This window comes from Fodinibius sp. GM108 (assembly GCF_058386985.1).
In genome coordinates this window covers 174,006-194,634 of sequence record NZ_JBYEIR010000001.1, presented here as the reverse complement: position 1 = coordinate 194,634, position 20,629 = coordinate 174,006, and the positions used below count along the sequence as shown (strand labels likewise).

The window sequence follows — 20,629 nt, the reverse complement described above, 5'->3', positions numbered from 1 at the left end:
AACTTAACTCCTTTTTCCTTCCACAAGCGGCAGCTCCACCACAAAAGTACTGCCTTTGCCGGGACCGTCGCTATAAGCACGAATCTTTCCATCATAAAGTTTAACAATGGCTTTTACCAAGGGCAGCCCCAATCCACTTCCGGAACTTTCCTGAACATCCTTGTGGTTAGCCCTGTAGAATCGCTCAAACAAGTGTTTCTTAGTTTCTTCATCAAATCCAATGCCGGTATCACTTAGGTGGATAACAGCTTTTCCACTGGTGTGCTTCAACTGTAGTTCTACGCTTCCTCCTTCGGGAGTATATTTTAAGGCATTTCCCAAAAGATTATTGATAATCTCTTCGATATAAGCTCCATGCGCCCGAACATGCAGGTCCGGATCAATCTCCATATCCAAATCGATATTCTTTTCATAAGCCTTCTGTTGATGTTCTTCTGATACTATTCCAGTAATGCGACTGATATTAACAACTTCCGGCTGAGAACGATGGACCGATTCTACTCTTGACAACTGAAGCAGCAGATGCACCATCTCACTCATGCGACGTGTTTCCGTTAGCATTCGCTGTATAGTTTCGCGATACTCGTCCTTCGAACGGTGTTTCCGCAGCATAATTTCAGCATCACTCCTCATGGAAGATAACGGTGTCATCAGCTCGTGGGCTGCATCCGATGTAAAGCGTTTCTCCCGTTCAAATCCCCTTTGCAACCGATTGAGCATCATGTTAAAGGTTTCGGCCAAATCCGTAAGCTCATCCCTAACCTGGTATTTTACGGGAATTCTTTTATCCAGGTCTGTGGCCGTAATTGATTTGGCAGCATCAATAATCGAAGATACCGGGGACAATGCCCGCAGTGACAGCCAATATCCTCCAAGGATAGAAAAAGCGACACTGATAGCAATCAAAACCAACAAATATTGTCTAAACAGGCTCAATTCTTCATGCAACGTCCATTCAAAGCCGGTAACCTCCAGCCATCCGCAAAGCTGGCCACTATTATCTCTAATCGGATAAAACAATGTTCGGGCGGGCAGGTCCTGCCACTGGCTACTGAACGAATATTCCTCAGGCCGGTCGGGGATCTCTTTATCCAGCGGCTGTTTTACATCCGCGAAGTTAGGGCTTTTGTAGATCAGACTGCCTTTCTGGTTGTACAGCCGAACATACGTTCCATACTCGACACCACTTTCGAGTGCAGCGTTCCTGCTGTAATCGGTAAGATCAATAGAAAGCGTATCTTGAGTGGTATCGATATGCGGAAGAAGTTGCTCGGCCTCAAACCGCAGATGGCGATCATAGTTATGATGGATCGACTGATGAAAGGATTCATATAAAAAATAGCCGAAAGCACTTAGCATGATAAACAAACTCAACCCATACCAAAATGCCAGCTTTTTAGAAATCGACAGCCGATCAAAAAAGCTCGACAAACTACTTTTCATATTACTCATCTTCGTTAATTAAGTTGCCATTCAGTCGATACCCTGCACCGCGGATGGTTTCAATAGCTTGGGAGTTGTCTTCCAAAAATTCTTTTCCACACTCTTCAAACGATTCGGCCAGCTTCTGACGCAGCGTTGAAATCGTAGCCTCTATCGTATTATCGCTCACGTGATAGGCTGATCCCCAAACCCGCTCTGCCAGCTGGGTCTTAGAAAACACTGTTTCCGGTTCGCTCAGCAAAAGTTCCAACAGGATAAATTCCTTGGGCCGAAGCGATCGTTTAATACCACATACTTTTACCCAGTGTTTGCGCGAATTCAGTTCAATAGGACCCACCGAAACCGCCTCATTATTCTGCATCTCCGAAGATCGCCGTCCCAATGCCCGAACGCGGGCCAGCAGCTCTTCAAAAGAGAATGGCTTGCTCATATAATCATCGGCTCCCGCATCAAGTCCGGAAACCTTGTGATCCAGATCCCTGAGTGCCGTCAGCATAAGCACCGGGAAGGTCCGGTCTTCCGCGCGCCAGTGCTCCAGGATTTGCTTGCCATCACGACTGGGCAGCCGCCAGTCCAGGATGACTATATCGTAATCATTCACCAGTCCCTGCAGCTCAGCCTCTTCACCGTCATGCATCACCTCAACCACATGCCCCTCCTCTTCGAGTCCCCGTTTAAGAGAGTTGGCCAGCTGTTTTTCATCTTCCACTAAAAATATCCACATACCACAAACTTACTGATTATTAACAAAACGGTCTTAAGATATAAGATACAGACCAATAATGTTTTAAGCTTGATTTAAGGTTCCTCTGTTATATTTCAGCTCTATGTTGAAATCATATTTTCTAATGCTGAACAAAGAGACAAACAACCAGCTATGAGTGAAGACAGTAACAACATGACACGCCGCCGATTTCTTCGTTATACTGCATCAATGGCGGCCATGGCAGGGGTAAGTTCAATCCTCCCGGCATATGCGTTTGCCGGGTTTAATGATCGAGAAGTACTGACCCCTAAAGGACCTGACAATGTCATTGATTTGACCATTGGCAAAATGCCTCATAAAGTTGATGGAAAGCAGGGCGAAGCAATTGGAATCAATGGTACGGTGCCCGGCCCCCTCATTCGGCTAAAAGAAGGGCAAGACGTTATGTTGCGAGTAACGAATAAATTGGATGAAACAACCTCCATTCACTGGCATGGGATCCTGCTGCCCTTCCAGATGGATGGGGTGCCCGGAGTAAGTTTTGACGGTATTGCACCCGGCGAAACGTTTGAATATCGATACCCAGTCCGGCAAAGTGGTACGTACTGGTATCATAGCCACTCGGGGTTGCAGGAACAGCTAGGACACTACGGACCCATGATCATCGATCCGGCCGATGAAGATCCTGTAGAGTATGATAGAGAATACCCGGTCGTGCTCTCTGATTGGACGTTTGAAGATCCTTATGATGTGTTAGCACACAGCGTAAAACAGGAAGGTTATTACAATTACCAGAAGCGAACGATTGGAGAATTTTTTAAGGATGTAAAAAGCGACGGCTTTGGTGATGCCGTAAAAGATTATCTCTCATTTGGCAAAATGAGAATGAGTGCAACGGACCTACTCGATGTTACTAGTGCCACCTACACTTATCTTGTGAACGGTCGTGGCCCGGACTCCAACTGGAACGCCTTGTTCAACAAAGGCGAAAAAGTACGTCTTCGATTTATCAATGCTTCGGCCGGTACTACGGCATTTGACGTTCGCATTCCCGGCCTGGAGATGACCGTAGTACAAGCCGACGGCCAAAATGTAGAGCCGGTGCCCATCGATGAGTTCCGAATTGGTATTGCCGAGACTTATGATGTCATCGTAGAACCCAAAGAAGAAAAACCCTATACCATTTTTGCCGAATCGCTGGACCGCGGCGGCTACGCTCGCGGCACACTGGCACCAAGAGAAGACATGGAAGCCGACGTACCTGATCTTCGTCCCCGACCCAAACGAAGCATGAAAGACATGGGCATGGCAATGGACATGGACAATATGGATATGGAGGGTGATGACATGGATGGCATGGACCATGGGGATATGAATCACGGAGATATGGATCATGGCAACATGGATATGTCCAAAGATAAAAAATCCCCAGTCAAACATGGTCCCGACACACACGGTATTGGTGCAGCCGCAATAGCCCAAAACCAGTTTGACCGCCTCAATGAGCCGGGCATAGGACTAGGCAATGACGGACGTAGGGTACTGGTGTATAATGACCTAAAAAGCCTGCGTCCCAACAAAGACAAACGTGATGCTCAGCGCGAAGTGGAGCTGCACCTTACAGGCAACATGGAACGCTACATGTGGTCCTTCGACGGCAAGCAGTTTCACGAAGTTGACGGCCCCATCGAGTTTACACACAACGAGCGACTTCGGCTGACGCTGGTCAATGACACAATGATGGAGCATCCGATCCATCTGCACGGCATGTGGATGGAACTGGAAAACGGTAATGGGCAGTACAACCCCCGGCAACATACTCTACTCTTGCAACCGGCCCAACGTATTTCTGCCCTTGTTACGCCGCACGACAAAGGACGGTGGGCATTTCACTGCCACATTCTTTATCACATGGAGCGCGGCATGTTCCGCGTGGTCCAGGTAGCTGATGAAGACGGCAGCATATATGGACAGGACTATTCATAAACAGATCCAACAAGCCTATACAAACGAATTCTACCTGACATATAAATTCGCATAATGATGACTATGATAAAACGCGTATCAATATTCGTTACCACTGTTTTTGCTCTCTTTGTAATGATCAGTAGCCCAGCACTTGCCCAAAAAGCACCTGAATTCAGCAACGACTTAATGATGGACGATAAAACATATGTCTATATGATTGCTGAAAAGCTGGAATATCGTAGCGTAAACGGAGTAAATCCTGTCATGTGGGAAGTACAGGGCTACGTGGGCAAGGACTTAAACAAATTCTGGTTTAAGTCTCACGGGGAAGCTTTGACGACCGAAAGTGAAGCTGAAATGGAATTTCAAGGATTATATAGTCGTGCGATTGGTCCCTATTTCGATGCTCAGGCCGGTGTACGATATGATCTTGCCTATGAAGGCGATGGTAACAAATCAAGAAGCTTTGCAGTGATAGGCCTGCAAGGTATGGCACCCTACTTTTTCCATGTCGATGGCGGGATGTTCATTAGTGAAGACGGCGATCTATCTGCCTCCCTGGAAGCTGAATATGACCTGCTATTTACGCAGCGACTGATCGGTCAGCCGATCTTCGAAACCAGTATCGCCCTTCAGGATGTGCCAGAGTGGGGGATTGGATCCGGATTCAACGATATCGGACTTGGTTTCCGCCTTCGTTACGAATTCGCCCGAGAATTTGCCCCCTATATCGGTATTAACTGGGAGCGCAAGTTGGGCGAAACCGCCGACATGGCTCGTACAGGAGATGGTCACGTCAGCAACCTTAGCATGCTCGGAGGCGTTCGCATGTGGTTTTAACTACTGGAGTTAATAGAATAAACAAGCTAAATTTGATAACTTAAAAAAGTACAAAAAGAGAGATTTTTATGGAAAACATGAAAAATGAGCACGGGAACTATTGGAAGTTTCTGGTAATGATAGCAACATCTATCATTGTGATGTTTTTCTTAATGTACGTCCATTCGTACCAGATACTTGATCATGCCTGGTTCAGCGAAACCAGGGTTTTTATGGCTTTAATTATGGGCGGAGCTATGATGATAATCATGTTGTTATACATGCTCGACATGTATACAAGTACAAAACTTAACGCAGCTATACTAATCAGTGGTGCTCTTTTGCTGGCTCTGTCTATCGGATTGGTTCGCAGCCAACTCACTGTGGATGATGTGGACTATATGGAAGGGATGATTCCGCACCATTCGATTGCTATATTAACCAGCGAACGTTCTGCGATCGGAGATCCACGGGTACAAAAACTTGCAAAAGAAATTATAGAATCACAGCGCAGGGAAATAAAAGAAATGAAGTGGCTTATTGAGGATATCAGAGCTAATGGGATAGCAGACACTCCCGAAGAAGCACAGAATAGACCAGTTCCCGATTTTTCGGGAGATCCTGAATAATAGTTGCTAAACGTAAACCTTCAATCAATCTTTTTTACAATGGAGCTAATCCCCGAATGGGCACCCAACTTCCACCCGATGGTGGTGCATTTTCCTCTCGCTCTCTTATCGGTTGCTTTGCTGTTTGACCTGTTGACCTTTTTTCTGCCGGAAAGAGCAAAACGATGGGGACGATCTACTACCCTTTCACTTTATGTAGTAGGGACTTTATCGGCCATTGGTGTTTATTTCACCGGACAAGCTGCGGCTGACAGTGTTTTCATGCCTGCCGAAGCACAATCCGTGTTAAACTCGCATGCGGACTGGGCACTGTTGACCATTTGGTTCTATAGCATATATACTGTACTTAGATTATTAGCGGTATGGTTGTTAAGCAGAACCCATCGCATAAAAGTGCACGTTGTGTTTTTTATCCTCTCGATGGTGGGCGTGTTTATGCTGTATGAGACTGGCGAACACGGGGCGCAAATGGTCTTTCAGCACGGGGTAGGTGTGCAGGTTTCGCAAGAAACAGAGGAAGAGCCGACAGCATCCGAAGCCGATAAAGAGGTGGCAACAGCTTTTGAAGTACAAGAAAATGGGGATTGGAGCTGGAATATTGATGAAGGTGCTCTGCAAACGCTGAAAGAGCGTTTTAGATTCTTGGAAGGAGGTGCTGAAGATATTGAAGCTGTAGCAACAGAAAATGACGGGTCTTACATCCTTCAATTTTCATCAGGAAATCTTAACCAATTTATTGTGAGCCAAGAAACCTATCAGGACGTGCAGGTTGACTATTATCTTGATCTGTCGGAATTCGAAGGCACAGTCACGCTGGTTAATCACCTGCAGGACAGCACCAACTACGATTTTGTCTCTGTCACCGGCGACGGTACCGTTGAGCAGGGACGGGTTATCGATGGGGAGATTGAAGTGTTTAAGACGGGAAGTGCTGATGTCTCGGACCCCATTTTTGTGCGAACAGTAGCCAACGGTACTCATTTCCGTGGATATATGGACAAGGAGATGATCGTCCATGGACACGGAGATGCACCCGATGCCGGCTCCGTAGGCTTAAAACTGGATGGCAGCGGCACCTTGCTGCTGGAAAGAATAGAACTAACTCAGCTAAGTGAATAATATCTTAATGCAACCAATTACCTATGAAATATATACTTATAACTGTTTTGCTGTTATTCGTATCAATAACCGCCCTTGCTCAAACCACCGATAAAGAAGAGGTTGTAGAAACATTGGAGGCATTTGAACAAGCCATTGTTGATAATAATCAAGAAGCCGCTTCTAAGTTGCTTTTGGATGAAGTTCGCATCGTCGAAGGAAGTGTCATTGAAACTAAAGAGGAATACTTATCGCACCACTTTCATTCCGACGGTAAGTTTTTAAAGGAGATGAATCACTCCACGGATGATCAAACCATCTTTATAGAGGGCTATATTGCCTGGGTTACCACCAAAACACATATGCAGGGTACTTACAATGAAAGTGAGCTAAATTTAAATTCTATGGAACTGGCGGTACTGAAAAAAGAAGCTGACATTTGGAAAATAGCAGCTTTACACTGGTCATCGTCTGAACGCAACTAAATCAGCACCCATTAATTATGTAATAGGCTAAAGCAAAAGAATCCCAACCTGTGATTTTTGGCCGTAACAAGATTAACACTTCTACCTTAGTAATTTCTCATGATTGATTCTTTTGTACTTTTAATAGTTGGAATATTTATTGTCTGCTTCACAGCCTATGATTTTTTCTATACTACATTATCCTTTAATGGGGCCGGTGTCATGAGTAAAACTACCACAGGGGTCCTTTCTTCTTTTTTTCTTTATTTGAACCGTCATACTTCCAGCAGGGCAATTTTGAAATTATCGGGTTTAGTTCATGTTCTGGTCTCATTGTTATTGTGGATTGGTCTGTTATGGGTTGGTTTGTTTTTAATTTTATCCAGTAGCAGTACATCAGTTGTTCATGCTACTTCTGGGGAACCAGCCAACCTCGTCAACATCTTTTATTTCAGCGGATACACTCTTTCTACTCTTGGTATGGGTGATTATGTACCTGCCGCTGAAGGGTGGCAGGTTGTAGTAGCTATTTTCTCGTTTAGCGGATTTATTTTTCTTACCACAGGCTTGTCCTATTTATTAAATCTTACCTCGGCTGTGTTGCGCAAAAGAAGCCTTAGTCTGTACATTTCCAACCTGGGCGATTCTCCGGAAGAGATCGTAGCTAATGTTTATGATGGCGAAAACTTTTCCCGGTTAACTTCGCGTGTTTCCACTCTACAGGAAAAGATAAACAAGCATAATCAAAGCCATTTTGCCTATCCCATTTCCCACTATTTTTACAGTACATCAAAATCGGAGTCTTTGGCTATAACTCTCACTTCTTTTGATGAAGCTTTAACAATTATTCAACATTACGTTAAAAAGCGAGGATCTGTAGAAGATGATATCCGACCCGTTAGAGACGCCATTGACAGCTTTTTAAATACAGTACAATATGGATTTATGACTAAACTTGAAGATCAAAAAGGAATTTCTCCTAACATGGATAAGTTGCGAGGACAAAACATTTCCCTAAAACAGTCCTCATCCATAGACGATGATTTGCTGGAAGAAAGAAGGTCGTTACTTTCTGGATTTCTGAAAAGCAGTGGATGGAACTGGAATGATATCTATACGCAATAAAAACCTGAAAAGGTACAATGTCTAGTATTTCAAACTATCAGATCGTTATAAAAAATTATACCCTGCTACTGCCCCGATACCAAAAACAATATGAGCTAACATAAGGTGTATATAATACTCTTTTAGATCTATTTACGGTACTTTAATCCTTTAATTGTTTCAAAAACCTAAGTAAGGAAAGGAGGAGTAAGATAATCTCAGACAGAATATTTAATTAAATAATTTCATAGCCTTAGTTGTTTTTTAGATAGCAAGTTTAGTCTCACTGCTCTCGAATTGTGCCAGCAGGGCTGGAATAACAATCATGTTAAGCAGGGTGGAACTAATTAGACCGCCTAGGATAACCTGCGCCATCGGCGACTGTATCTCATTCCCGGGCTCACCGGCAGCCAGCGCCAACGGAATCAACGCGAGCCCAGCAGTAAGGGCCGTCATCAAGATCGGGTTGAGTCGTTCCATGGCGCCTTGACGAATTGATTCCATAAAGGATTTACCTTCTTCCCACCGCAGATACTGGTAGTGGGAAACGATCAATATTCCGTTTCGGGTGGCGATGCCAAAGAGCGTAATAAACCCAACCAGGGAAGCAATGGAAACAATACCGCTGGTAAACCAGACGATAAAGATGCCACCGATAAGGGCAAAGGGCAGGTTCACCATCACCAGCAGTGCTGTTTTCAAAGAGCCAAATTCAAGGTACAGCAGCATGAAAATGAGCAGGATGGCAACGATACTCAGCAGCGAGATAGTGCGAGTCGCCTGCGCCTGACTCTCAAACTGCCCACCATATTCCACAAAATAACCTTGTGGAAAGTTGACGTTTTCAGAGATATTGTCACTAATCGCATTCACTGTACCACGCAGGTCGCGCCCGGACACGTTGGCCGAGACGACGATTTTACGCTGCACATTTTCACGGCTGATGGTGTTGGGACCACTGCGTGATTTGATACTGGCCAGCTCCGCAAGGGGAATCACTGTTCCATCTTTAAGCGTCAGATCGGCATTTCGCACAGCCTTAATGCTGCCCCGGTGCTCTTCATGGTAACGGACCATCAGATCAAACAACTGGTCACCTTCGATAACCTGAGAGACTGTCTCACCAGCAAAAGCCACATCTATCTTTTCCGACAGGTCACTGATGTTTATTCCATAGCGCGCCAGGGCTCGGCGGTCGGGGCGGATCTGGATTTGTGGGACGTTCTGTTGTTGTTCAACCGATAGATCCACTACTCCTTGTATACCCCCCATCTGGCCTCGAACCTCCTCAGCCAAGGTTCGCAGTCGATACAGGTCAGGACCAAAAATCTTTACAGCAATATTTGCCCTGGTTCCCGAGAGCATGTGATCTATGCGGTGACCAAGTGGCTGGCCAATCGTGATATTGGTCCCGGAAACTACGCTCAGGTCGGAACGCAACTCTTCGAGGACCTGCTCCTTGGTCTTGCCTTCTGGAATGTCTAAATCTGCATTTATTTCTGATGCGTTGACTCCCTGGGCATGCTCGGACATCTCCGCACGGCCCGTCCTACGAGCTGTACTTGTGACCGCCGGGTGCTCCAACAATATATTCTCTATCCGTTGACCTATTTCGTTGGATTCATCCAGACCGGTACCGGGAATAGTGACGGCGCTGATCACCAGCGTACCTTCATTGAATTCAGGCAGGAAAGAGCTTCCTAAGTACGGTACTATAACTAACGTACCCAAGAACAGTACCAATGTGCCACTTAGTACACTTTTCTTATAGCGAAGAACGCTATCCAGTATCCGGTTATAGCCTGATTTAAGCTTTTTGGTAAACCAGCTTTCCTCCAGCTTGCCTTTCGCTGCTTGTCTCGGCAGCAGGTAATAACACAGCACAGGGGTTACGGTCATCGCAATAACCAGGGAGGCTCCAATGGATACAATATAAGACAATCCCAGCGGCTGGAGCATACGTCCCTGCAGCCCACTTAAAAAGAAGAGCGGAATAAACACAATCATGATGATGAGCGTGGCATTAATGATCGAGGTCCGTATTTCTTTGGATCCTTCAAAGACCACCTGCATCGCCGACTTTTGTTCCGACTCCGGAAGCTTGGCGTTCTCCCGAAGTCGCTTGAACACGTTTTCGACATCAATGATCGCATCATCTACAATCACCCCGATGGCAATAGCCATCCCACCCAAGGTCATGGTGTTTATAGTGATATCGAAAAACTCCAGTACGAACACCGATGTGATAAGTGCCAACGGTATGGCCGTTAGGGAGATCATTGTCGTGCGGATATTAGCCAAGAAAAGCAGCAGAATAATCACTACGAGTATAGCACCATCCCGCAGGGCTTCAATAACATTGTCAATGGCAAGGTCGATAAAGTCAGCCTGTTGAAAAATATGACTGTTGATTGTAAACCCTTCGGGAAGGTTTTGCTCAATCTGTGCCAGCGTTTCATCTACTCGCTCTGTTAGCTCAAGAGTATTGGTATCCGGCTGTTTTTTGATGGAGATAATCACGGCCTGATCTCCATTGACAGAAGCATCACCTATCTTTTGGGCAGCATCAATTGTTACCTTGGCGATATCGCCAATCGTTATCGGCTGGTTATTGCGCTGGGCCACCACCGATTGCTTGATATCTTCGAGCGAGTTAGCCCGCCCAATACCTCGAATCGTGTACTGCTGGCTGTATTCTTGGAAGAAACCGCCCGAAAAATTCTCGTTAGAGGACTCGGCGGCATTCATCACCTGGTCCAGTGTTATATCGTAGGCTTTCAGTCTATCAGGATCCACGCGGACCTGGTATTGTTTTACTCCCCCACCAATAGGCACCACCTGGGCCACCCCGGGAATCGCCTGCAGGCGCCGCCGAATCTCCCAGTCGGCTGCAGTGCGTATTTCCAGCTCCGAATGGCGGTCACTCTCAACACTCACCAACATAATTTCACCCATAATAGAAGTGATAGGAGCCATAACCGGCGGTGGTACTTCTTCGGGCAGACGGTTGCTCACCATTGAGAGTTTTTCGTTGACAATTTGGCGGGCCTGGTAGATGTCGGTCCCCCATTCGAATTCCACCCAGACGATGGAAAATCCTTTTGAGGTAGCCGAGCGCACCCGTCGCACGCCACTGGCACCGTTAGTAGCTGTTTCAATTGGCAAGGTTACCAGCTGTTCGACTTCCTCCGGGGCCATGCCGTGCGCTTCGGTCATTACTGTAACGGTGGGTGCGGTCAGATCGGGGAATACATCCACGGGCATAGTGATGACCACATACGCACCGGCAAAAAATAACACGATGGAGGTCATCACGACAACAAGCCGGTGCCTCAAAGATCCTTTAATAATTGCATCTAACATATCAGTAGGATTAAACTAATTTAAATTTCTTAGCGTATTTAGTGAGTATGCCCGTGGGAAGGTGCCTCGGATGAAAGCGAAGCTAATTTCACCTGATACGCATTTTCGGTCACCACATGTTCTCCACCTTGAAGGCCGGAGGTAATCTCCACCCATCCGCGGTACTCAATACCGGTGGTAACACGCTGCTTTCTAAAGGATTCACCCGAGACATGGATATACACATTGTAATTTCCTTCTTCTTCAATTAACGCTGACTGAGGAATGGCCAGCACATTCTCTTTGGTACTAGTATTGATATGTACCGTTGAAAACATGCCCAGCGGAAGCCCGTTTTGGGTGTTATCGAGCTCATAAATCAAAGACAGAGTTCGGGTCTGCGGGACAACACTGTTGGCTCTGCTAATTAACCGTCCATCCAGCTCACTAACTTCATACAGTCGGTCATCGCCCTGCACCCGGAAGGTAGCCTGACCGGCATTGGCAATGCGACTTTGATTGGCGGCCGGGACATTGGCCTTAAGCCACACTTTGGAGGCATCCGCCATGCTGTACAGCGGCTGACCAGCCTCGACCTGCATGCCCGGCGTGACGAAAGATTCAACGATCCTGCCATTAATAGGAGCTTTGAGTGCAAACCGGAAGGATTCGGCTGATTCTCCGTACCCTTCAATGGCTGCGGTATCCACCTGGATTACCTCATTGATGGTCTGATAACGCGTCAACGCCTGACGGTATTCGATACGAGCCTTCTGAAGTTCAGTTTGTGGAATGGCTTCCTTTTCATACAAGCGCTTGGATCGCTCCAGGTTGCCCTTGGCTAGTTTCAGTTCTGATTGCGCATTAATAAACTGCTGGGCATAATTATCCCCGCCACCCGATTGTATTGCAGGATTCAATACCGCCATTGAGGTTCCTTTTTGCAACTGCTGTCCAATTACCGGTAAATTTCTGTTCTGGCTGGACAGAATAATGCCTGAAAAAGGAGCGGATACAACGGCCTGACTATTTTTCGCCGCCATGATTTCCCCGGTGGCATCTACTGTTTGCGTAAGCGTTCGCTGTTGCACCTCTTGGGTAGCAAAAGAGATATCCCATTGCTGTTCCTTTAAAAAAGTAATCAGGTTGGGATCTTCCTCGGCATGGGATTGAGGGATTTCATCAGCTGAATTATATACCGGGATGCCATCTACCTGAATTGTGTCGTTGACCATACCGTAAATTTCGATGGTCAAATCATAACGACCGGCCTGCTGGAACGTAACATCCGGACCATAAATGCCAGCTGTTTGTACTTGAGTTTCTCTCCTGGATACCTCGGTGCCATCATCGGAACGGAAGGTAAAATACACCTCGGAGTTGGCTATAGGGCTGAAGTCAGATAGCCGGGTTAAATGCACTGCAAAAGTAGCCTCCTGACCAACGACGATTTCAGGATATTCCATAAAGAGTTCGGTCTCATCGGTCCATTGTGTAACGGCACCACTGCCTTCCCGCTGTGAACCCTCGCTTTCAGTAGTGGACTCTTGACCGTGTTGGTGCTGATCTTCGCCCTCTCCGTGCGTATGTTCCTGTTCACTTTGGCTGGCTGGGGCTGTTTGCTCGTGGCTGTGATCAGCTCCTTCACCATGGCTGTGGCCCTCATCACCGGAACTACATCCGGCTATCACAAATCCTGTGGTTATCAGTATAAGTATGACTAAACGTTTCATCGGTCTTCAATAATTTTGAGTTAAAATAAAGCTATACGGTTTGCTGATGATACTAGTGCTCATGATCAGCGTCTTCACCGTGGGTATGCCCGCTGCTCCCCATTTCAGAATGGGCGCTCCAGCTGTCGAATGTTTCTCCAGCGGCATCCAATTCAACCGAATGGCTTTCACCGGCAGCAAGATCCACCGGACTGGTGGGGCCAAGTTCGGACCCGTTTGACAATGTAACTCCAACCGATACCGCTGGCAGGACATCTTGAGTGGTGTTTTCTACCGTGCCGGTAAAAGAGCTGGTTCCGCTGTCGTATGACAAGGTCAGGCGGACTCCTTTTCGGACTTGCTCATAGGTCTGGTCAAGTCCCAGCATCGCACTTGCCTCTTCATCATGACTATGTGCTTCTTCACCGGAGTGGGAATGCTCTTCCCCGGTCTCAGAGTGATCGTGACTTTCCTCCCCTTCATGCTGATGGGCCGCTTCTGTGCCCTCACCAGAGGCATGCTGTTCAGTTTCGTGCGTATGCGTGTCTTCGCCATGGGTGTGGCCCGAATCATCCGAACCACATCCTGTTATCATTAATCCTGCTGCGATTGAAAGAATAAGAAGTAAGCGTTTCATGGTATTAGTTGTTTTGAGTGTTAGAAATTCGTCCTGCGGACTGCAAGTCCAGTTCAAAAAGTGCCTGGTTGTATTCGGCTATAGTCTCGTAGAGCATGCTCTGTCCATCGACATAGGCCTGGGTAGCATCGAGCAGCTCGACCAGGGAATACCGCCCTTGCTGATAAGCATCCTGGGCCGCCTCCAGCATCGACGCCTCTAAACCATTTTCCTTCATCGACTGCCATTGCTCTAAAATAAGTTCCACTCGCTCATAGGAGGTTTCTACCTGGTTGCGTACCTGCTGCTGCTTTAAAGTCAGTTCAGTCTGCCGCGAACGTGTCTGTGCTTGAGTAATCGTTACATTTCCTCGATTCTGGTTAAAGATGGGAAGCTTGATGGACCCACCGATAACAAATCCCTCAGCGCCATCTGACTGCTGTTTATATCCGACATCAATATTCAGATCGGGCAGGCGGTCCCGTTTTTCCACTTTGTGCTCCAATTCCGAGGCATCTGCCAGCTGCTGCAAGGCTGCCAGATCCGCCCGATTAGCCAATGCATACTGGATGAGGACCTGTTCCTGAACATTGATAGGCTCAACCATCAGGCTATCCGAAGGTTGGATTTCACTATCCAGCTCCTGGCCCGAAAACAAATAGATGGTCAACCGATTGCCTGTCCGCTTACGATCCATCTGAATCTGGTCGCGTTGCTTTTTGTACCGGCTGAGTTCCACATTGAAGCGTTGCACCTGCAGGCCGGAAAAGGAACCTTCGGCCTGTCGTTCCCTGGCCGACTCCCGCGCATTCCGAATCACTTCCAATGCCTGATTGTAAACCTCCAGCTTTTGTGACAGCTGCCAGTACTCGGCGTATAACGATTTTACCTGCCGAATCAGCTGTAGCCGATCGTACTGAAATTGTAGTTCGGCCGCCTTTTGAGACTTCGAAGCACTTTGATTCCGGAGAAAAGGTTGCCCCAGTAGTTCAACAGGCTGGGAAACCATGTAGGTCGTCTCCTGATAATCAATGGTTCCGGCATTTAGCTGCTCGCGATTAACGCTAACCTCAGGATTTGGATATGCTTTGTACCGGATCGCTTGTCCCTGCTTGCGCATCTGGTCATATCGAGCCAGTTCCTGCTGCAGGCTGTTCTGTTTGAAAAGCTCGACGGCTTCATCAAGTGAAATAGATGTTGATTGTGCATGGACCAAAGCCGGAAATAATACCAGCAATAGAGTCCACCGGATATACCTTGTCATGGTGGATAAATTGTAATTAATTGATACAGTTAGGAAAGGAAGTCCCTAAAAAGGGAAAATTAAGCTATAGGAGGGCCGCGACGGGAAAAAGAAGAGAGATGATATTGGTTCGGCACCGGCCTTGGTGGCGGCAGGTCAAATAGTGTCGGGGACTGCTGAAGAGTAAGATTAAAAGCATCAGATTCAGCATTCAGAACAAGAACTATAAATGACTGTATGTCTGGACTCACTTGATATGGGGAGGTTAACGTCCCAATAATATCGGAGGCCGTGCTCACCTCATGCTGGTGGGTATCGTCTGTATTGTGATCGGCCTGCATTGGCTCATCATTACTTTCATGGGCATGTAGGTGAACATGAACATCAAAATGGCTGCTAAAATGAATGCCTAAATCATGAAGATGAGCCCCTTGACCAAAGAGTACGCAGAAAAAGGTAGCTGCTATGATTAGCAGACCGGTAGTAATTTTGACGATATTTTTCTTACTCTTAAACACCTTAAAGAATAGGTAGAAAGGGGGTTAATATCAAAAGTGTAAACAGGCGGCTCTGAAATCTTTAGTCCGGTTCGGAAAAGTGCATCTAAATCTATTTCATTACAATATGACTGTTGTTATCCTAAGGTTTAGACCTCAAGCTCTATTATATAATTATCGTTACACTTATCAATATATGTAGAGGTTTTTATCCAAAATTTCGGGAAACTGTTTCCCACAGTTCCTGCTCGGTACCACATATAGTACTACATGAAATCTCAAAATCGTGGCCCATTTCACGCACAGCAATATCTCGGACTGGCTTCGGATCAGAAGGCTGAGGGTTCTCCCGAAAGCTTTCGGGACGGGCGTACATCTCTAAAACTCTTCAAAAACCCCGCTTACTTAACGACAGGCGGGGTTTTTTGTTGGCATATACACTAACTACCACCTCTCCTTTTCGGGAAAACTTTCCCACATAAACCTCATTTTCCTTGTGCTACAATTTGCCTGTAAGATTCTCATAGAAGAATTCTAAAAAAGGACCTACATTTGTGGAACAAGTAAAAAGTACTTATCCACAGAAAGAGAAATTCTTCATGACCCCACTTTGATAAAAGTACCACACCCATCCCTGATATCTTTACTTTTTATCATTAAAGTAGAGCAGCGCCAATGCAATGGAAAATATACCTGCTGAGAGCAGGGGATTTTTAACAACTGTGTCATGTAGAGAAAATTTTCGCACATAATAAAAGTCCTCCTCATCCCGTATTCGGGCTTCATGATCTACCGGTTCATGCAGTTCATCTACTCCCCGCGGCTCTCCTTCTATTCGTTCCAGCTTCCAGGCCATTTTTTCCATTACTATTTCCCATAACCTCGGAAATATTTTCGCCCCAAGGGTCATAATCTTTCCGGCTCCCCCCACAGTAAAAGAGCGCTTGGGATTTTCGGCACAGTACATAATAGCATCTGCGGCTTGCTCAGGGTCATATACGGGAGGCGGCAGTGTCGCTTTTTTGTCCAAAATATTTTTTGAATGTTTCACGATAGGGGTGGCGATGGCCGAAGGCTTAATTAAAGTTACATTAACTGGAACATCTTCTTTTTCAAGCTCCATTCTCAGCGCTTCAGTATAAGCTTTTACTGCATGTTTAGAAGAACTGTAAATACCTTGAAGGGGTACAGCTAATTCCGAATCGATACTCCCTATATTAATAATAGTTCCACCGGCCTCCTTCATATGTTCAACGGCTACTTTGCTCCCGTTAACCACACCCCAGAAATTCACGTCAAACAGCCGTTGTGCATCTTCCATAGGTGTATCCAAAAGTTCCCCAACAATGAATACTCCGGCGTCATTGATCCAGGTATCAATGCGGCCAAAGGTATCTTTAGCAAATCTCGCAACTTTTTGAAGCGCTTCAAAATCCGATACGTCCGCCGGGATACCTTCCACTCTAACTCCTTCATCCTCTAGCTTTTTTCTTGCGTCCTTCAGTTCGGTTTCATTATTTGATGTGATAACCACACGTGACCCACGGGAACCGGCTTTTTTAGCACATGCCAGTCCGATACCGCTCGATCCGCCAGTAATAACAACAACCTGCTGACTCAAAGGTTTTTGTTTGTACATCGCCTTCATCGCAACCTCCTTTTTTTAGGTATAGCGGATTATTTGTCTTCGCCCACTTCCCACAACTGTGTATTAACATCTTGTCTCTTTGAAACAAGTAAAAAAAATAAGCCATTCGGCGGCAGGACCATAATATCCTTTATTATCTTCTCATACAGAGCCGCAAAAAGATGTGACAGAACGTACTACTTCGTAAAGGATTCTTTTCAGGCAGGAGCAGCGAATTCAAAAACTTTTTTGCTGAACGCCTCGGTGCTGTCAGCTGTTTAGGATTTAAAATATTCATCGCTGTAAAAAACTCACCATTCTTTATGATACTAAAGATCCTGCTTGGTGCCATTGTCGGAACATCTCTGATGACCCTATTCAGCTATATAATTGCCGAAGTAACAGAAAAACAGTTCAAGGAACCGGTACTATTAAATAGTCTTATTGATCAATCTCCCGCTCTTGGAGTAGCAGTACGTTCAACAAGTCTTATCGGCTGGATTTTGCATTACGGGATGGGACTATTTTTTATAATCATCTACTACTTCTTGTGGCAGTATACTCTTATAGAGCCCACCATTCTACATGGGGCTTTGTTGGGATTTGTTAGTGGAATAGCAGGTATTTCAGTTTGGGAATTGATATTTATCACTCATTCTAACCCACCCCAACTAAATCTCAAAGAGTATTATATACATCTTCTGTTAGCTCATATTGTTTTTGGTATCGGGGCAGTGGCAGGATACACTATCCTATAAAAACTTGCTGATACAGTATCAGTCCTTCAAAATTTATTCTGGAAGGGCTTCAGATTCTATCCGTAATTTTATTGCTATACGAAATTTAAAAATTACCGATCCAGGGGGAACAACAGAAGTGTATTCCAGTATTAATTAATCAAAAAACTAATAAAATATTTAGCTATGGCTCATCAAGAAAATAAAGACCTTATACAAAAACTATCCTATTGTCAAAGTGCATGTGAACACTGTGCAGATGCCTGTCTGACAGAAGATAACATTTCTAAGTTGGTGGAATGTATCCGCCTTGACAAAGATTGTGCAGATATCTGTAATCTTGCTATCAAGTATGTCTCCAGAGATTCCAAACGAGCGTCTTCTGCTCTGGAATTATGTGCAGATATTTGTGAGGCATGCGCTGAAGAGTGTGAAAAACACGACCATGCCCATTGTAAAGATTGTGCAGAAGCGTGCCGCGAATGTGCAGAAGCATGCAGGAGTAAAATGACTGCATCTGCATAAGATTAAACTCTTTGTTGAAACATTCGCTGACTATGTAAGAATCAAGAGACGTGAACTCAGGAATGCCATGGAAAGCAATACCTCAAATAGTAATTCCGGTGAGAGTCACGATCACGGGGGAATGGGCAAACGTGGTACGACAAGACCTATGTCAGGAGGGCATAAAAGTGACGACAATGGTGGAGGACATAAAATGGGGTCTGATCAGCGTCGCCAGATGTTGCATATGCATCACAAGCAGACGCTGTGGATATATTGGACGCTGATTATGCTCGGTGCCTGGATGGTACTGTCGCCACTGACCTTTAGCTATGCCGTGGGCACGGTAGAACCCAGCGGGGGACGGGAAGTCTGGCTGTCACTGGATGCACGTATTACCGCCATGAAGTGGAGCGATATTATCAGTGGTATTTTGCTAATTATCTTTGGGTGGCGCTCGCTGCGTCCCAACCGCCCGGTCAGCCTCTGGATCTGTTGCTTTATAGGCATCTGGATCAGTATAGCGCCGCTCCTGTTCTGGGCGCCTACAGCAGTGGCGTATCTTAATAATACGTTCGTAGGGATGTGGGTTATTGCTCTGACCATTTTGATTCCCGGGATGCCCAACATGATCATGTATATGAAAATGGGTTCGGAAGTACCGCCGGGGTGGAGTTACAATCCCTCAAGCTGGCCGCAGCGATGGATCATGATCCTGACCGGATTTTTGGGATTGATTGTCTCGCGGTATTTAGGCGTATTTCAGCTCGGGTATATCGAATCGGTATGGGATCCTTTCTTTGGTGAAAGTAGTGAAAAAGTACTCAACTCCGATATGTCGCACATGTGGCCCATATCTGACGGTGCGATGGGCGCTCTTGCCTACACCTTTGAGTTTTTAATGGGTTTCATGGGCAGTCCCTCTCGCTGGCGCACGATGCCTTGGATGGTTACCATCTTCGGCATATTGGTTATACCACTCGGACTAGTACATATTGCACTCGTAATCTCACAACCGATTGTCGTGGGTTCCTGGTGCACGTTCTGTCTTGTGGCCGCTGCTATCATGCTGCCGATGATTCCACTGGAGATTGATGAAGTCATTGCCATGGGGCAGCATATGGTGCAGAGAAAAAAGCGCGGCGATTCGCTCTGGCACGTGTTCTGGAAAGGCGGGGAGCCCATCGAACAAAACTCTGACAAGCGTTCTCCCGAACTGATTGACTTACCTAAGAAGCCCGGCAAAGTTTTTATGTCTTCAATCTGGGGGATGAGCTTTCCATGGACACTCACCTTGTCAACAGTGATTGGAATTTGGCTGATGTTCTCTCCGGGAGCTTTCGGAGTAGAAATGCAAACAGCACCTTCAAATATTAATCATTTAGGCGGAGCGTTGGTTGTTGTTATCTCTGTAATTAGTATGGCAGAAGTTCTGCGTACCGGACGTTACCTTAATATCATTGTGGGCTTGGTTGTCGCTGTGTGGCCTTGGTTCTTGCAGGATATCCCCACGGAATTACTGATCAGCAGTACAGTGAGTGGAATTACTGTGCTACTGTTATCCATACCGTTTGGCCAAAAATTGGAAGAATATGGTCTTTGGGAATCATACATCAAATAAATCGAGTTCCTGATACGGGCAGATGTTAGAAAAGGAATGATTCGTTACTACGAAAGCTCATTCCTCAAACAGATCGTCTCGGTCAGGGGGCCTATTTACACAGTAACATGTTAGATATTGATCAGATTAAATCCATCAAGCGTGCCCAAGAGTTAGATTTTATTCTCACTCCCAGCGACTTAGTATGAGAACCTAAACTGTCATTAGATTCAGAATTATAACGGCATTGCCGATCTTTGCGAAATTCCGTAATAGTGGGCGACTTATTCCACTATGGAAATAACTGCCTCCATATTAATCCTGCTTATGTTTGCCATGGCATTGCCCGATCGTGGCCTCGATCATCCCGCTTTCCATGCTGTTCGCGTTTGGAATGATGAACCTGTTTGACGTGATGAGCCTTCGAGCTATTGACTTCGGGATTATCATCGATGGGGCGGTGATCATCGTAGAGTCACCTTGTATCAGAATATCTCACCTTCGTGATATCTCCCAATTA

At 46.0% G+C, this 20,629-nt stretch carries 17 protein-coding genes and 1 pseudogene; 10 read left to right on the top strand and 8 right to left on the bottom strand.

All coding sequences use genetic code 11. From position 1 onward, the window contains the following. Positions 1–3: 3 nt before the first annotated feature. Both ACT3ID_RS00905 and ACT3ID_RS00900 read right to left on the bottom strand, forming a co-directional pair. Positions 4–1,452: a sensor histidine kinase gene (locus ACT3ID_RS00905; protein ID WP_491540096.1), complete on the bottom strand. Its 1,449-nt coding sequence runs from the start codon at positions 1,450–1,452 to the stop codon at positions 4–6. Continuing rightward, positions 1,445–2,167: a response regulator transcription factor gene (locus ACT3ID_RS00900; protein ID WP_491540095.1), complete on the bottom strand. Its 723-nt coding sequence runs from the start codon at positions 2,165–2,167 to the stop codon at positions 1,445–1,447. Before ACT3ID_RS00900 ends, ACT3ID_RS00905 begins: the two co-directional genes overlap by 8 nt. Before the next feature lie 153 nt (positions 2,168–2,320). Between ACT3ID_RS00900 and ACT3ID_RS00895 the strand changes: the two genes are divergently transcribed. From ACT3ID_RS00895 to ACT3ID_RS00870, 6 genes are all read left to right on the top strand, one after another. Continuing rightward, positions 2,321–4,135, top strand: a complete 1,815-nt coding sequence (locus ACT3ID_RS00895) for a copper resistance system multicopper oxidase (protein ID WP_491540094.1) — start codon at positions 2,321–2,323, stop codon at positions 4,133–4,135. Positions 4,136–4,198: 63 nt separating this feature from the next. Beyond that, entirely contained in the window at positions 4,199–4,957 is a 759-nt protein-coding gene (locus ACT3ID_RS00890) for a copper resistance protein B (protein WP_491540093.1), read from the top strand. A 68-nt stretch (positions 4,958–5,025) separates the two neighbouring features. Next, a complete protein-coding gene (locus ACT3ID_RS00885; RefSeq protein WP_491540092.1) occupies positions 5,026–5,565 on the top strand; it encodes a DUF305 domain-containing protein in 540 nt (179 codons plus the stop codon). Positions 5,566–5,604: 39 nt separating this feature from the next. Beyond that, entirely contained in the window at positions 5,605–6,684 is a 1,080-nt protein-coding gene (locus ACT3ID_RS00880; RefSeq protein WP_491540091.1) for a DUF2231 domain-containing protein, read from the top strand. A 23-nt stretch (positions 6,685–6,707) separates the two neighbouring features. Further along, positions 6,708–7,148 (top strand): YybH family protein, encoded by a 441-nt coding sequence (locus ACT3ID_RS00875; protein WP_491540090.1) that lies wholly within the window; start codon positions 6,708–6,710, stop codon positions 7,146–7,148. A 201-nt stretch (positions 7,149–7,349) separates the two neighbouring features. Beyond that, on the top strand, positions 7,350–8,252 hold the full coding sequence (locus tag ACT3ID_RS00870) for a potassium channel family protein (RefSeq protein WP_491540089.1): 903 nt from the start codon (positions 7,350–7,352) through the stop codon (positions 8,250–8,252). A gap of 243 nt (positions 8,253–8,495) precedes the next feature. Here the strand turns inward: ACT3ID_RS00870 and ACT3ID_RS00865 are convergent, their stop codons facing one another. From ACT3ID_RS00865 to ACT3ID_RS00840, 6 genes are all read right to left on the bottom strand, one after another. Continuing rightward, positions 8,496–11,543, bottom strand: a complete 3,048-nt coding sequence (locus ACT3ID_RS00865) for an efflux RND transporter permease subunit (protein ID WP_491540561.1) — start codon at positions 11,541–11,543, stop codon at positions 8,496–8,498. An 89-nt stretch (positions 11,544–11,632) separates the two neighbouring features. After that, positions 11,633–13,306 carry an efflux RND transporter periplasmic adaptor subunit gene (locus tag ACT3ID_RS00860; protein WP_491540088.1) on the bottom strand — a complete coding sequence of 558 codons (1,674 nt, stop codon included), beginning with the start codon at positions 13,304–13,306 and terminating at the stop codon, positions 11,633–11,635. Between the two features lie 52 nt (positions 13,307–13,358). Next, positions 13,359–13,922 carry a hypothetical protein gene (locus ACT3ID_RS00855; RefSeq protein ID WP_491540087.1) on the bottom strand — a complete coding sequence of 188 codons (564 nt, stop codon included), beginning with the start codon at positions 13,920–13,922 and terminating at the stop codon, positions 13,359–13,361. A gap of 4 nt (positions 13,923–13,926) precedes the next feature. Next, positions 13,927–15,165, bottom strand: coding sequence for a TolC family protein (locus tag ACT3ID_RS00850; RefSeq protein WP_491540086.1), 1,239 nt, complete (start codon positions 15,163–15,165; stop codon positions 13,927–13,929). A gap of 59 nt (positions 15,166–15,224) precedes the next feature. Further along, entirely contained in the window at positions 15,225–15,662 is a 438-nt protein-coding gene (locus tag ACT3ID_RS00845) for a hypothetical protein (protein WP_491540085.1), read from the bottom strand. 622 nt (positions 15,663–16,284) lie between these two features. Further along, a complete protein-coding gene (locus ACT3ID_RS00840) occupies positions 16,285–17,280 on the bottom strand; it encodes an SDR family oxidoreductase (protein WP_491540084.1) in 996 nt (331 codons plus the stop codon). 311 nt (positions 17,281–17,591) lie between these two features. On the opposite strand from ACT3ID_RS00840, the gene ACT3ID_RS00835 reads away from it, so the two are divergent. The 4 genes and pseudogenes from ACT3ID_RS00835 to ACT3ID_RS00820 all read left to right on the top strand — a co-directional run. Beyond that, complete coding sequence (locus ACT3ID_RS00835; protein WP_491540083.1) at positions 17,592–18,026, top strand: hypothetical protein; 435 nt, start codon at positions 17,592–17,594, stop codon at positions 18,024–18,026. Between the two features lie 165 nt (positions 18,027–18,191). After that, on the top strand, positions 18,192–18,530 hold the full coding sequence (locus ACT3ID_RS00830; protein WP_491540082.1) for a four-helix bundle copper-binding protein: 339 nt from the start codon (positions 18,192–18,194) through the stop codon (positions 18,528–18,530). Between the two features lie 67 nt (positions 18,531–18,597). After that, positions 18,598–20,130 carry a vitamin K epoxide reductase family protein gene (locus ACT3ID_RS00825; protein WP_491540081.1) on the top strand — a complete coding sequence of 511 codons (1,533 nt, stop codon included), beginning with the start codon at positions 18,598–18,600 and terminating at the stop codon, positions 20,128–20,130. A 328-nt stretch (positions 20,131–20,458) separates the two neighbouring features. After that, positions 20,459–20,594: pseudogene (locus tag ACT3ID_RS00820) on the top strand (hypothetical protein); the annotation flags it as partial. Positions 20,595–20,629: the final 35 nt, after the last annotated feature.